At 52.5% G+C, this 12744-nt stretch carries 16 protein-coding genes; 4 read left to right on the top strand and 12 right to left on the bottom strand.

The window, feature by feature from the left end; all coding sequences use genetic code 11:
• Positions 1-74 precede the first annotated feature (74 nt).
• Positions 75-674, bottom strand: coding sequence for a DUF421 domain-containing protein (locus tag RGB73_RS15160; protein ID WP_310774004.1), 600 nt, complete (start codon positions 672-674; stop codon positions 75-77).
• A gap of 219 nt (positions 675-893) precedes the next feature.
• On the opposite strand from RGB73_RS15160, the gene RGB73_RS15155 reads away from it, so the two are divergent.
• Complete coding sequence (locus tag RGB73_RS15155) at positions 894-1064, top strand: hypothetical protein (protein ID WP_310774000.1); 171 nt, start codon at positions 894-896, stop codon at positions 1062-1064.
• A gap of 67 nt (positions 1065-1131) precedes the next feature.
• On the opposite strand, the gene RGB73_RS15150 is transcribed toward RGB73_RS15155, so the two are convergent.
• Positions 1132-2073 (bottom strand): helix-turn-helix transcriptional regulator, encoded by a 942-nt coding sequence (locus tag RGB73_RS15150; RefSeq protein ID WP_310773997.1) that lies wholly within the window; start codon positions 2071-2073, stop codon positions 1132-1134.
• A 111-nt stretch (positions 2074-2184) separates the two neighbouring features.
• On the opposite strand from RGB73_RS15150, the gene RGB73_RS15145 reads away from it, so the two are divergent.
• Positions 2185-3375 (top strand): MFS transporter, encoded by a 1191-nt coding sequence (locus RGB73_RS15145; protein ID WP_310773995.1) that lies wholly within the window; start codon positions 2185-2187, stop codon positions 3373-3375.
• Between the two features lie 208 nt (positions 3376-3583).
• Positions 3584-4342, top strand: coding sequence for an SDR family oxidoreductase (locus tag RGB73_RS15140; protein WP_310774331.1), 759 nt, complete (start codon positions 3584-3586; stop codon positions 4340-4342).
• 198 nt (positions 4343-4540) lie between these two features.
• On the opposite strand, the gene RGB73_RS15135 is transcribed toward RGB73_RS15140, so the two are convergent.
• The 10 genes from RGB73_RS15135 to RGB73_RS15090 all read right to left on the bottom strand — a co-directional run bounded on the left by RGB73_RS15135 (position 4541) and on the right by RGB73_RS15090 (position 11590).
• Positions 4541-5914, bottom strand: a complete 1374-nt coding sequence (locus tag RGB73_RS15135; RefSeq protein WP_310773993.1) for a DJ-1/PfpI family protein — start codon at positions 5912-5914, stop codon at positions 4541-4543.
• Positions 5915-6031: 117 nt separating this feature from the next.
• Positions 6032-6325, bottom strand: a complete 294-nt coding sequence (locus RGB73_RS15130; RefSeq protein WP_310773991.1) for a spore coat protein — start codon at positions 6323-6325, stop codon at positions 6032-6034.
• Between the two features lie 12 nt (positions 6326-6337).
• A complete protein-coding gene (locus RGB73_RS15125) occupies positions 6338-6532 on the bottom strand; it encodes a hypothetical protein (RefSeq protein WP_310773987.1) in 195 nt (64 codons plus the stop codon).
• A gap of 27 nt (positions 6533-6559) precedes the next feature.
• Entirely contained in the window at positions 6560-7696 is a 1137-nt protein-coding gene (locus tag RGB73_RS15120; protein ID WP_310773985.1) for a zinc-dependent alcohol dehydrogenase, read from the bottom strand.
• 17 nt (positions 7697-7713) lie between these two features.
• Positions 7714-8043: a spore coat protein gene (locus RGB73_RS15115; RefSeq protein ID WP_310774329.1), complete on the bottom strand. Its 330-nt coding sequence runs from the start codon at positions 8041-8043 to the stop codon at positions 7714-7716.
• 49 nt (positions 8044-8092) lie between these two features.
• Entirely contained in the window at positions 8093-8338 is a 246-nt protein-coding gene (locus RGB73_RS15110) for a spore gernimation protein GerQ (protein ID WP_310773984.1), read from the bottom strand.
• 139 nt (positions 8339-8477) lie between these two features.
• A complete protein-coding gene (locus RGB73_RS15105; protein ID WP_310774326.1) occupies positions 8478-9560 on the bottom strand; it encodes a M42 family metallopeptidase in 1083 nt (360 codons plus the stop codon).
• 117 nt (positions 9561-9677) lie between these two features.
• Positions 9678-10406 (bottom strand): polysaccharide deacetylase family protein, encoded by a 729-nt coding sequence (locus RGB73_RS15100; RefSeq protein ID WP_310773981.1) that lies wholly within the window; start codon positions 10404-10406, stop codon positions 9678-9680.
• 145 nt (positions 10407-10551) lie between these two features.
• Positions 10552-11118 (bottom strand): alpha/beta hydrolase, encoded by a 567-nt coding sequence (locus RGB73_RS15095; RefSeq protein ID WP_310773978.1) that lies wholly within the window; start codon positions 11116-11118, stop codon positions 10552-10554.
• Entirely contained in the window at positions 11105-11590 is a 486-nt protein-coding gene (locus tag RGB73_RS15090) for a DinB family protein (RefSeq protein ID WP_310773975.1), read from the bottom strand. The genes RGB73_RS15095 and RGB73_RS15090 overlap by 14 nt, the downstream gene beginning before the upstream one ends.
• A gap of 145 nt (positions 11591-11735) precedes the next feature.
• Between RGB73_RS15090 and RGB73_RS15085 the strand changes: the two genes are divergently transcribed.
• Positions 11736-12638 (top strand): LysR family transcriptional regulator, encoded by a 903-nt coding sequence (locus tag RGB73_RS15085; protein ID WP_310773973.1) that lies wholly within the window; start codon positions 11736-11738, stop codon positions 12636-12638.
• The last annotated feature ends 106 nt before the right edge of the window (positions 12639-12744 follow it).

The following is a 12744-nucleotide window of genomic DNA, read 5'->3' as shown; positions in this document are numbered from 1 at the left end:
TTCGCAGTACACACCCGCTGCTTGATTTATGTTTTGTCGGATGTATTTTCCCCGTGACCGTTCTCTGAAAGCATTTATTGCAGCGGATCCTGTTCCTGCACTTGATCGGCCTGGATAAAGAGATTCTTTTCGGGATGGGTTGGGGGGATCGTATACTGTACAGAAGTGTTTAATCGACTACCGATTAGTTGAATCGCTTGCTTTAGATCTTCAATATCTTTCTTGGTGGCAACCGCGTATTCAGGGTCCAAGTCAATTCCGAGTCTACCGCTTGCTTCAAGCGTGGCAAACCGTATCTGGGATATATCCGCAATCTTTTCAACACGTACCCGCATTTTAAGCTCGTCCACAGTCATTCGAGCTCGTTTTAAATTCTGGAGATTCATTTCTCCATTCTTGATCAGAACGATCGGATCTCCCATCACCCACCGTTTCAACCTGGGAAAAAAAATTTCCAAATACGTCATGCCCAACATGAGAAAAATCAGAATGGCTCCAGTATAAATACACATCCACAAATTTTTTGATTTGAGGGGCTCAACCAAAACGGAGGCAAGCCCAATCATAATGACCACCTCATCCACTCTCATGGATGAAATCGACTGTTTTCCACTGATTCGAAACAACACGTTTGCCGCCAAAAACAAGATGATAGCCTGCAGCCAGTAAGGCAAATGGATTCATCCCTTTGCTACGCATTTTCCATTATTGTTGCGTTCCAGCTACCATTTTATCCGGTTTCCATTGAAAGCTTCCGTTTTCCTTCTCCTCGCTACTGATAGCGATACTAGGAACGAAAACGATCCAACTCTCGGTGATCAAATGCACCTTACATTTTGGATAATCCTCCCAACACTTGCGCAAATTATGATTGATGAGGAGGTGACCTAACTATGGCAAATCGCGATGAACATGAAACACCTGCAGCAATGACTGTTAATCAAGCATCGGAAGCAATCCAAAACACTTCACCGGATGAATCTGCTGCAATGGAAAGAGAACAAAATCAAATGTTCTCCGCCCCAGGAGAGCGTGCTGCAGAAAATAATAGCCCTGCTGACTGATGTTTGCCTTCACCTTTAGGTGAAGGCTTTTTTCTTACCTCCCCTCCCATTCTCATCGGAAGTCCATTCACTGGTATCGTGCCAGCATCTCGGCAAGCCTCTGCCGAATCGCCTCTTTCAATTCCTTTGGTCCCTCCAAGACAGCTTCATTTCCCAGTCCGATGAAAAACTCCGTGTAAAAAGGGATGTCCCCTCGCGACACATCGCGATCAATCGTTCCGCTCCCATCGTCGCGGACCTGCAGCATGGGGGCTAGCCACAGCTCGGCTTCGCAGCGCTGGACACCGGCTCGGCTCAGCTGAGCTCGAAGGCGGATGGGATCCGATGGCTCTGCGGCATCCCGACGGCTTTGGCGAATGTCGCCGAGGTTTAGCGGCACTGTGCCCGGGTCATCGATCGCTTCCCGTATCCGGTCGCACCGGAACACACGGAAGCCCTCGCGCAGAAAACAGTAAGCTGTACAATACCACAAGCCGTTGTTTGCATAAATACAGACGGGTTGAATCCGCCGACAGCTCTCCCCCTCCTCCTTTGACTCGTATTCGATGAGGAGCACCTTCTGATGTACAGCCGCGTCGAGAATCACGGACAAGCATGGGGCGTCTCCCCGCCTTGTCGGTGTGACGAAGTCGACCCGATTCTTCATGCTGTCGATGCGATCGCGCACGTCGCCGGGCATATGCAGGTAAAACTTTTTCAATGCCGAAACGGATTCGGCCTCGAATGGCAGCGACGAGTAATGACGCAAGGCGTGAACAGCAAAGAACATCGCCACGGCCTCCTCCTCCGTGAATGCGATGGGAGGCAGCACCCTTTCCCTTAGCACCTGATACCCCCCGTTTGGCCCTACTTCCGAGTATAGAGGGACTCCAAGCTCGCTCAGCTCCTGCAAGTCCCGTAGGATCGTACGCTTGGAGACACCGAACTCGTCGGCGAGCTCCTGGACCTTGAACCGCCGCTTGCGGTTGACGGCCATCATCAGTTCCATTAGCCTTTGGGATTTGGGCATGCCCATCCCTCCTATTTTTTTATCAGAAAGAGAATCAATGACAGGTTCTGTCACCATTATGTCTTACGATAGATCCTGCAAGCAACACTATTTGAATAGGAGTGATGCACCATGGGGAAGTATATCGCCCTCTTTTTCCTCATCATGTTCATGATTGGCACAGATACGTTCCTGATTTCTCCCTTGCTGCCGGTTCTGCAGACGGAATTCGGCGTATCGACGGGTAACGCCGGGTGGATGATTGGCGCCTACACGCTCGGTTCGGCCGTATTCGCCTTGATCGCTGGCCCCCTGTCCGATGGCTGGAACCGGAGAACGGTTTTGCTCGGCGGCTTGCTTGGATTCTCTGTGTCGACGATTTTATGCGGATTTGCGGACAGCTTTTGGACGATGTGCCTGTTTCGCTTCCTGGCCGGGGTCAGCGCAGCGTTTACTGCACCCCAGGTGTGGGCCTCCATTCCGGTTGTCATGCCGGCATCCAGCGTGTCAAAGACGATGGGTATTGCATTCGGGGGGCTCGCTGCCTCCCAAGCGCTAGGTGTTCCGATCGGAAGCTGGCTCGCGGCTGCACACTGGTCTGTCCCCTTCTGGGCGATTGGCTCCGCTTCTTTGCTGTTGGTCGCGCTGGCCTTTTTCCTGCTTCCCGACATGAAACCCGGCATGAGCAAGGGGGGCCTTCGATCGATTCTCGGACGATACGTCCCGCTGCTGACAAGCGGAAGGGCTCGGAGCGGCTTTCTTGCCTACCTGCTCCTTCACCTGGGTAGCGGAACAGCGTTCGCCTTCGCAGGCAAGTGGATGTCCGACCGCTTCGAAATGCCTATCGGGGAGGTGGGTACCGTCATGATGTTCCTCGGATTTGGCACGCTGCTCGGAAGCATGGTCAGCCCCTATGCAACAAAATGGCTGGGAGATATCAAAGCAGTAGCGGCAGGAATGTCGTCACTCGTGGTTCTGTACACGGTGTTGCCACAATTGCCGAACCTCTCTTTCGTGACGATCGTATTTCTGGTTGTTTTCGGCATACTTGGGGTGATCTTCCCGATCGTCATGGGGGCGCTCACTTCAATGAACGCCTCCATTCGCGGAACGATCTCCAGTCTCGCCAACTCGACGATGAACGGCGCAAATACGCTGGGCGCATGGTTGGCCGGGGTGCTGTATGCCTACGCCGGAGGCTATTCGTCGATCGGCTACTTCGCTGCGGCGTGCCTGGCAGTTTCGCTCGGGACGTTCCTGCTGGGCGGTGTCCTGAATCGGAAAGCCGCACCGACTGGCGGGGAATCTACATCCGCTTCGTAAAGCCCAAAAACAAGCAGTCCCCATGCGTCGTGGTACCGCAAAGGGACTGCTTTTCATGTTTGAATGGCATTTCCCGCTTCTCCCCTTGCAATATGGCAGCAACATTTCAAAACAGACTCCATGATATAACCATCTACAGGACGACTCAAATGCACATGAAGGCTGTGCAGTCGTCTAGAACGGATTGTGAGGAGCTGAATCCATGAGTATGTTGCAAGGGAAAATCGCATTGGTCACGGGAGCCAGTCGTGGAATGGGGCGCGCTATCGCGTTGCGGATGGCGCAGGAAGGCGCGATGGTCGCCGTCCATTACGGCAGCAATCGGGATGCTGCAGACGAAACGGTTCGCCGCATCGAACTGGAAGGCGGATCGGCTTTCGCATTGGGGGCTGATTTTCGCGTCGAAGGAAGCATCGGGGCGTTGTACGAGGCGCTTGATGCCGAATTGCAAGCGCGCACGGGAGAAAACCGGTTGGATATCCTCGTGAACAACGCGGGGGCAGCCCTGATGTCCTCCATCGAGGAAACGACGGAGGCGGCTTACGATCAAGTGATGGCCGTCAACGCGAAAACGCCGTTCTTCCTGATCCAGCATGCATTGCCGCGGCTCAGGAATGGAGGGCGCATCATCAACACGTCATCCGCAACTACCCGGATTGCGATTCCGGATATTCTCGCCTACAGCATGTCCAAGGGGGCGATCAATAGTTTGACACTCACGCTGGCCAAGCAGCTTGGACAGCGCGGAATCACAGTCAACGCAATTTGCCCGGGATTTGTGGAAACCGACATGAATGCGGGGATGCTCCAAGATCCGAATATGCGGCAGTTCGGTGCGAATTTCTCCGTTTTTGGCCGATGGGGACAGCCAGAAGACATCGCGAGCATTGCCGCATTTCTCGCCTCGCCGGACGGGAGCTGGATCACCGGCCAGTGTATTGATGCCAGCGGGGGCTCGTATCTGTAATCAGCCTCCCCCAGTATTTGGCCCTTTGTACAGGGAAACACGCATTCAACGATGGATAGCGTGTTTCCTTCCGAATGGGCAGTGAGTCGATCGCACTCTCCAGGGGCTTTTCGCCCTCAGGCAGCATCAAGGTTGACGCCCTTCCTTTGAACCACGGTGAAGCTCATGAGGGAAGAAGGAAGGTAAACGTCGCCGGGGTTACTTCTGGCTTGCCATCTGCCTGCCATCCTTCCCGATAAACCGTCGTTCAATCAGGAAGGCTGCTGCGAGCGCAGAAATAGCAAGCAGTAGAGGTACACCGAACGATTCCACAGAGAATGGCATCCCCTCGAAACGCAAGGAATTCGCTCGATATTCAAGCCGTTTGGTCCCATACTTGGCTGTCAGTTGATCCTCTTGCCTAGCCAAATCCTCAAGGGGAGCATCGAACATGAATCGGTCAGCCGAGCCTTGATGCAAAAATTCCGGCTTCGTTGCCCCTGCTTTTTCCCTCCATTGTTTCACAGCCCCCGCCGCCAATGCCTCCGCCTCTTTGCCCGGGACGATCAGTCGATCCAGGTCCGGTGCTTCTTTCATTGCGTATTTGGGAATCAAATTCAGATGATGCTTGGTCACGATGGGTTGAACCGTTTCAGCGAGCGAGATCACCCTCGATGTACCAGACGCGGCATACGTATCATAGATTGTAGACAGCTCCCCGTCATCCATGCCGTCATAGAGGAGGACACCTATGTTTTTCTTGTTCCATTGGAAGGCTTGATTCAGCAAATAAACGATTTCGTTCCCATCAATGGAATAGGGATCGACTTGCGGGTGTTGAACAAAGTGGTAGGACGGGTATTTCAATGTCTCAGCGATTTGTTTGGCCTTATCCTCCCCCAGTTGCTTGGAGATGACATAGAGGGTGGCATCTATCCCGGATGTCAGACCAGCCGAAGAAACCATCTTCTCGGCACCGATTACATACCGCTGATCTCGGATCCAATTCGTCTCCGGGAAAAAGCGTTTGGTCTGATCGAAGTACTGCCAATGGACCGTGGATGATTTGCCCTTCAGCAAGCCTGAATCAGCCAGATTGATCGCACCCCCGCAGATGCTCAGGATATAGGTGTGGGAGTGCTTTTGAATCCACTGTCGCACCGGCTGATATTTTTCCGGATCACCGAGCGGCATGTAGGGAAGGACGATCAGATCCGGACTCTTGCCCAACAGTTGATCCATTTCGTCAAACGTATAATGCGGCATCAGGTCGAGTCCGCCAGTGAGCGGCGTCACACTCTTGGTGGGAGCTACAGCGTACACGTTGTAAGCTTCTGTCATGGCGAGCATTTCGTACGGCACCATAAAATCGAAAACTTCAGTCGATGCGCTTCCCAACAGAACCGCCGCTGTCGGCTTCTTCGGATCGTATTTCGGGATCGAAATCGGCTGCAACCCCAAAGGGACTGGCTCCTGACGAAAGGCGTACCAATACGCTTTTTGCTCGGCGATATAGCCGAGGACTCCACTTCCGCCTACGACGAGAACTACCATGGCCAAATAAAGAACGATACGCAATATGACTTTTTTCATTGGATTCTCCTCCCAATTTCTCACACTTTTGTTTCCCGAAATCAACTTACTATGCCAATGTGAACTCCATATGAATCGGGAGAACTCCCAAAAGAAAAAAGCACCCCGTGAGGTGCTTCATGGCAAATTCAATGCGGTTTGAATATTTTGCTGGTCCAGCTTGATCTGCTCGTCCACATTCCAGGGGTGATACCAGCCCCGCTCGATCATATACGTGCTGATTTTTTCGTGAAGGTCAATTGCCTCGTCCAAATGCTTCGCCAGTGTGGCTTTGATCTCCGGCGAGCCGGTCTCGGTGATCGCCATTGCATAATTCCTCACGCCAGACTTTGCCGAGATCAGCAAGTCCATGGCCACTACCTGATCTGTCAGACCACCCATACCGGCCAAACTTTGAAGAATGCCAGTCATCGCTACTTCCTCCTATGTAGTCGCTTTTGACAAAATCGTGTCCAGCTCCTGAAGCTGACGTGTAGACACTGCCACATCGTCCGCGAGAATTTGTCGGAGCGCTTCATCCGATACCAAAGCTTGCATCGTCTTGGACTTGGTCATGCAAAGGGTCTTGAATGCGGCAATCTCGTGCACCTCCAGCTGCTCGTGCAATCCGTAGGCCATCGCGGTGCTCCCCCCCTTCTCATCGGTTTACGGTTTCAGAATGACCTTGATGCAATTGTCCGTTTTCGTGTCGAAAACCTCATAGCCGCGTTTTGCTTCGCTCAATGGAATCACGTGGGTGATGATGTCCCCCGGATCCACCTTGCCCGTCGTGATGAGCTCATACATGTACGGCATGTAGTGGATCACCGGGGCTTGTCCGGAGCGAATGGTAATATTGCGCTGCATAATGTCACCGAGCGGAAACCCGTTGTATCGCCCGCCATAAACGCCGGTAATCTGGATGGTTCCTCCCTTGCGCACGGCTTGTGAAGCGATGATCACGGCCCCCAATGCGCCTCCCTGCAGTTTCAGGCCGCTCGCGAGGAACTCCAGATCGGACATTTTTCCATCCATGCCCACGGCGTCGATGACGACGTCCGCGCCCCCTTGCGTCATTTCTTTCAAGTAGTTCCCGATATTTTGCTCTTGTTCAAAATTGACGATTTCCACGTGGTTCGTTCGCTTCGCGTGCTGCAAGCGGTAATCGACGTAGTCGACCGCAATCACACGCTTTGCGCCCTTCAGCCAGCAAAACTTTTGGGCGAGAAGGCCAACCGGCCCGCAGCCCAGGACAATCACCGTATCGCCGTTTTTGACGCCAGCATGATCCACGCTCCAAAAAGCCGTTGTCATGGCATCTGCAATCAGGCACAGCTTTTCGTCCTCTACTTCACAGTCGTCCGGCACCTTAAAATGGGTGAAGTTGGCAAAGGGCACCCGCAAATACTCCGCTTGACCTCCGGGATAACCGCCTGTCGTGCCTGTATAGCCGAAAAACGCGCCCATGTCTCCGTTCTGGTTGGAATTGTCGCATTGGCTCTCTAAATGGTTTTTACAATAAAAGCACTCTCCGCAGGCGATATTGAATGGAATGACGACACGGTCGCCCTTTTTCAGCTTGGTCACGCCGGGACCCACTTCTTCCACGATGCCCATCGGCTCATGTCCAATAATATAGTCTTCATGCAGATTGGGGATCATTCCATGCAGCAAATGCAAATCCGACCCGCAAATTGCGGTGCTCGTGAGCCTGACAATCATGTCGTCCGGCTTTTCGATCTTCGGATCCGGGACTTCTTTGACCGCGATGTTCTTAATCCCTTGGTACGTCACGGCTTTCATCTCTCGTTCCTCCCCCTTTACGCCTCGTCCGGCGTCCGATCAAACATGCCTTTGCGAGAGGTATCCTCTGGGAAAAGCATCATTTGCCCTATCTGGACAGTATTCATAGCCGACAGCTGGTCTAGTTGGTACTGTTCATTCAGTTCGTATGGGTGGAACCATTTTTTTCGGATCATCAGCTCCGCAATTTCTTGATGAAGGGCGATTCCTTGGTGAAGCTGCTTTCGCAGGACCGCTCTCGCTTCCGGGGTTACCGTTTCCGTCAGGGCAATGGCAGTATTGCGGACGCCTTCTTTGGCACGAATGAGAAAGTCCATGGCGAACGTCATATCCGCCATTTCCGGCATGTGAAGCGAATTGCTCGGATCTTGATAGTCGTTCACGGGAAGCACTCCTTCAACTCAGAATGGGAGTCGGACGATTTTGAGGGACAGGCGCTTCGAACGGGGCCTTTTTGTAGACGGCCTGAAGCTCGGCTATCGCTTGAATGGATTGCTCGACGTCCTTCTGCATCAGTGCCTTCAATTCCTGATCGAAAACGAGCCCTTGCATCAGCTTGGATTTGGCCAGGCAAAGCGTTTTGAAATTGAGGGCTTCATGGAGCTCCATCGATTCATGTGCGGCAAGGGTGAGTTTATTCATAGAAAAACCACCTCCAGTAGGGTTGCATGAACAGTACTAGTCTCTCCTGCACATAGTGGGCTATTCTGGGTACGATCGGGGCCTGTTTTCCACAAAAAAGGAGCCCCTTGCCATCAATCATGCAGTAGGCTCCTCTTTATTAAATCCGTCTGTCCATTCCCTTGATTTCCTTGACGGTTTTTTCGTCGAGCTTCTTGATCAACGCTACCAACAGCTTCACAGCCAGATCCAAATCATCGCGACTCACGATGGAGACATGGCTATGAATGTAACGGGCAGGCACACTGATGACCATGGAGGGCACGCCATTGTGAGTCATATGGAACTTGCCCGCGTCCGTGCCGCCCCCTGGCATGATGTCCGTCTGATACGGAATGTGATGTTCTTTCGCCGTATCGATGACGAAATCACGCAGGTTCAAATGCGGAATCATGCTGCTGTCGTAAAAACCGAGCAGAGGTCCTCCGCCCAATCTGGAATGCCCCTCTTTTTGGCTCATTCCCGGGGTGTCGCCCGCCACGCCGACATCCAATGCAAACGCAATGTCCGGTGAAATCTGATGAGACAAGGTGACAGCGCCGCGAAGCCCGACCTCTTCCTGGACGGTAGCTCCACAGAAGACGGTATTGGGATGCGATTCATTTTGAATTTGCTCCAGCACTTTCAGGGTGACGTAGCATCCGGCTCGATTGTCCCACGCTTTGGCCATAAGCATTTTGGGGTTGGGCAATACTTCAAAAGGACAAATCGGAACAATCGGATCGCCGACCACGACACCAAAGCTCTCCGCTTCTTCCTTGCTTGTCGCTCCAATGTCCACAAACATATTGCTGATGTCCAGGACGTTTTTTCTTTCCTCGATGGAAAGGACATGAGGGGCCTTCGATCCAATGACGCCCGTAAGATCTCCCTTTCGAGTCAAAACCTTCACCCGTTGAGCCAGCATGACATGCCCCCACCAGCCCCCAAGCGCCTGGATGCGGAGAAACCCGTCCTTCGTGATGTGGGTGACCATGAAAGCTACTTCGTCCAAGTGAGCTGCCATCAAAATCTTCGGGCCGCTATCTCCATGCTGTCCTACGATGCTCCCTAAATTGTCCTCTTGCGTGTTGGGGGTGATTTGAGAGAGGCGCTCCTTCATGAACCGATGCACCCTCATCTCGAATCCCGGGGGTCCCGCCGTCTCTGTCAATTCCTTCATCAATTGCAAATCGTGATCCATCATCATCCCTCCTGATGGTAGGATGACCAGGGAACAATCCAGCTATGTGACTCCCCTCTATTCATTCTGACATATATGGGGGAATCGTACCTGAAACTTTCGAGCACACAGCGGCTTTTATCCAATGGGGAAAAAGCGATCCGTTGTCGTTTCAATCCGATGCAATGCGAACATCCCTTGCTTTTCGCTGGCCAACCCTGGATCCGAATCGAAAGCCATCTGATAGCCTGCCTTTTTCAGCATGGGGTACATGTATGTTTTGTGATTCCCGAAAGGATACGCCAATACGCGAACCGGTTTGTGCAGGTGCGCCTCCAGGACCTTCCTGGATTGCTCAAATTCAGCCTTGACTTCATCTGTCTTCTCCTTCAGCAAATTCGGATGGTGAACGGTATGCGATTCGAAATCGACGATTCCGCTTTGCTGCATTTGCTTGATTTCATCCCACGTCAAAAAGTTCGGGCGGCCGATGAAGGATGTAGCCAGGAAAATCGTTGCTTTGACGTGATATTTCTTCAGGATTGGATACAAGTGAGTATAGTTGTCCTCATAGCCGTCATCGAACGTCAACAAAATAGGCTTGGGCACGGCGGCTTGATGCTTGGTCCACATCTGCAAGAGCTCCGTAGCGGTAATCGGATGGTATCCCATGCGCAGGATCGATCTGAGCTCTTCTTCAAATTTGGCTGGGGCCACACAATACGGGTCCTTTTGGTTGTCCTGGATGGAGTGGTATTCGAGAACAGGGACTGGGCTGGCGCCTGATGCAGGGGAAACGAAGGAAACCATCAATGTGATCGGAAGGAAGATCCATGCGAACAGAGGCAGCCGTCTCATCTTTGTCATCTTCATCACGCTCCGTGCGGTAAGTAGTGGTCCATTTTCGCTTCACGAACTTCCATTTCCCTTTCGATTTTACCATCGCCGCTTTCTGCTGGAAATTGAAATCTGGGGTGCGGCGAAGGCACTTTCTGGCCATGAAAAAGCCAGCCTAACGAGAGGCTGGCGCTGCCATGCGAGACGAACCGCAAATGAAATGCAACAGGTCGGCATTCAGGCGGTCTGCATGCGTAATGAATAATCCGTGCGGTCCATTTTCATACTCGATGTACCGACTGTCTAGGATGAGCTGCGACGATTTTCTGCCGCATAGGTGGACGGGCGCCGACTGGTCGGCATCTCCGTGGATGATCAAGGTCGGCAGTTTTATGTCCGTCATCTCTGCTCGAAAATCCGTTTGGTAAACGGCTTCGCAACAGTCGATCGTAGCTTTTGCCGAACATTGCAGGCACATTTGCACGCCCCATTGCATCCGTTCCGGCGATGTGGAAATCCCTGGCAAGCCTGCACCGAAAAATGGGGGGGCGTTGTCGGCGAACCATTTCGGACGATCTTGGGTCCGCCTCTCGACCATTTGATCGTACATGCTCGGTTCGATCCCTTCCGGATTGTCCTCCGTCTTTTGCAAAAACGGCGCAGTGCCGGACAGGATGGCAAGCCGGGAAACACGATCCGAACCGTAGCGGGACAAATAGCGAATGACTTCACCGCTCCCCATCTGGTTCGTGCTGCAGCACTTTCAACATGCAGGATATGGTCGCGACGTGCATCGTTTCATGGATGAATGCGAAGTTGAATACCTCACCCACCGTTTCGAAGCGCAGCGGTCCCATTTCAAAGGGGGTTTCCAGATTTTTCCCAAGCAAGTCGGAGGAGATCTCGGATAAACTCGCCAGCTGGGCCGACAAAGCTTGGACCAGCTCCTCCTTGCTTGGAGGTCCCATTGTCCAATCGGCCGGCTTCGTCCCGGCATTGAAAAAGGCCGCGTAGCTCTCCGGCAGGCTGGAGGTGTAAGGGAGTCCTAGCGATAGAAAGTAATCGAGACAAAACGCGATGTGTCCGACATTCCATCTGATCGTATTGGAAAACTGCGGAGGCTGCTTATCAAAAAATTCCTCGGGAATCGATTGAATCTGATGCAGAGCAAGCTGGCGAACAGAAATGGCAGTATGAATCATGCTTTTCGACATAATGGATCTCCTCCGATTTCCTTGATTGACTGTGCGGTGCTTACCGTCAAACCAAGTGTACGCCTTACAAAAACATCCAACAATCGCGTGTTTCCGATTATAATCATTAGTAGCAGTGATGATCTCTTACCGGGAGAGTGGATCCATGGAGCTTCGACAGCTCGAGTACTTTATGGCCGTTTGCGAAGAAATGCACTTCTCAAGAGCCTCCGAAAAGCTATGTACCACCCAGTCCAATCTCAGCCAACAGATCAAGCTCCTGGAGAATGAGCTGGGCGTTCCCCTATTTGATCGGTTGGGAAAACGAATCGCCTTGACAGATGCCGGAAAAGTCATGCTCGAGCAAAGCCGCCAAGTCTTTTCCCACATCACGTACGCGCGTGATGCGATCGCCGAGATGAAAAACATACAGGGCGGCACGCTTACGATCGGTGTCCTGCCAGGGGATGCGGACCTGCTGTTCAATTCGTTGCTCGTGCAATTTCACCAGACTTACCCCAAATTGTCCTTGTCCGTTATCGAATCGACCAAAATCCTCGATCAGGTGGCAGCCGGCTCCATCGATATCGGCGTCACGACGACACCTCCGCCAGACGAGCGCATGACGGTTGTGCCGTTGTTTCACGAGGAATTCTCCTTGGCTGTCCGTTTGGATCATCCGCTTGCGAGGGAAAGGGAGGTCGCCTTCGAACGGCTTCGGGACTTGAAAATGGTCATGTTTCCCCCCGACCACCAAATCAGGCAGCTGATTAGCCAATACTGCCTGCAGGAAGGCTTTCGCTTGCAGCCCCATATCGAAACCACTACCTTATCCTCCCTGCTTTCTCTTGTGGAGCAAGGGATCGGCGCATGTATCCTGCCGCGGCTTCTTTTGGAATCTTTGGGCAACAAGGCGATTGCGGTCGTTTCGCTAAAGAATCCTACCCCCAGTCAGGATATCTGTATGGTCTATCGCTCCGATAAATACTTGGGGTTTGCCGCCCGGGCGTTTATGGATACGTTGACCCGCTATATCCAGTCTGCGAAGGAACTCGCAGGGGTTAAATAGGCATCACGACTGATGATCCAGCCGTTTTTTCGTCGAATGGAAAAGAGGCAAGCAGCCCCATTTTGCTAGATGGTTGATGGCCCCGTCGAAAAAATCTGCGGAAACA

This window comes from Brevibacillus brevis, from assembly GCF_031583145.1.
In the GTDB taxonomy this organism is placed as follows: Bacteria; Bacillota; Bacilli; order Brevibacillales; family Brevibacillaceae; genus Brevibacillus; species Brevibacillus brevis_E.
This window is presented reverse-complemented; position numbering and strand designations above follow the sequence as displayed.

Excerpts from the sequence above, each read along its gene's own strand:
- RGB73_RS15120 (WP_310773985.1), bottom strand. The coding sequence starts at position 7,696 with ATGAAAGCCGTGACGTACCAAGGGATTAAGAACATCGCGGTCAAAGAA.
- RGB73_RS15105 (WP_310774326.1), bottom strand. The coding sequence starts at position 9,560 with ATGGATCACGATTTGCAATTGATGAAGGAATTGACAGAGACGGCGGGA.
- RGB73_RS15085 (WP_310773973.1), top strand. The coding sequence starts at position 11,736 with ATGGAGCTTCGACAGCTCGAGTACTTTATGGCCGTTTGCGAAGAAATG.
- RGB73_RS15150 (WP_310773997.1), bottom strand. The coding sequence starts at position 2,073 with ATGCCCAAATCCCAAAGGCTAATGGAACTGATGATGGCCGTCAACCGC.
- RGB73_RS15135 (WP_310773993.1), bottom strand. The coding sequence starts at position 5,914 with ATGAAAAAAGTCATATTGCGTATCGTTCTTTATTTGGCCATGGTAGTT.
- RGB73_RS15130 (WP_310773991.1), bottom strand. The coding sequence starts at position 6,325 with ATGACTGGCATTCTTCAAAGTTTGGCCGGTATGGGTGGTCTGACAGAT.
- RGB73_RS15125 (WP_310773987.1), bottom strand. The coding sequence starts at position 6,532 with ATGGCCTACGGATTGCACGAGCAGCTGGAGGTGCACGAGATTGCCGCA.
- RGB73_RS15145 (WP_310773995.1), top strand. The coding sequence starts at position 2,185 with ATGGGGAAGTATATCGCCCTCTTTTTCCTCATCATGTTCATGATTGGC.
- RGB73_RS15110 (WP_310773984.1), bottom strand. The coding sequence starts at position 8,338 with ATGAATAAACTCACCCTTGCCGCACATGAATCGATGGAGCTCCATGAA.
- RGB73_RS15155 (WP_310774000.1), top strand. The coding sequence starts at position 894 with ATGGCAAATCGCGATGAACATGAAACACCTGCAGCAATGACTGTTAAT.
- RGB73_RS15115 (WP_310774329.1), bottom strand. The coding sequence starts at position 8,043 with ATGCCGGAAATGGCGGATATGACGTTCGCCATGGACTTTCTCATTCGT.
- RGB73_RS15140 (WP_310774331.1), top strand. The coding sequence starts at position 3,584 with ATGTTGCAAGGGAAAATCGCATTGGTCACGGGAGCCAGTCGTGGAATG.
- RGB73_RS15090 (WP_310773975.1), bottom strand. The coding sequence starts at position 11,590 with ATGTCGAAAAGCATGATTCATACTGCCATTTCTGTTCGCCAGCTTGCT.
- RGB73_RS15100 (WP_310773981.1), bottom strand. The coding sequence starts at position 10,406 with ATGACAAAGATGAGACGGCTGCCTCTGTTCGCATGGATCTTCCTTCCG.
- RGB73_RS15095 (WP_310773978.1), bottom strand. The coding sequence starts at position 11,118 with ATGGGGAGCGGTGAAGTCATTCGCTATTTGTCCCGCTACGGTTCGGAT.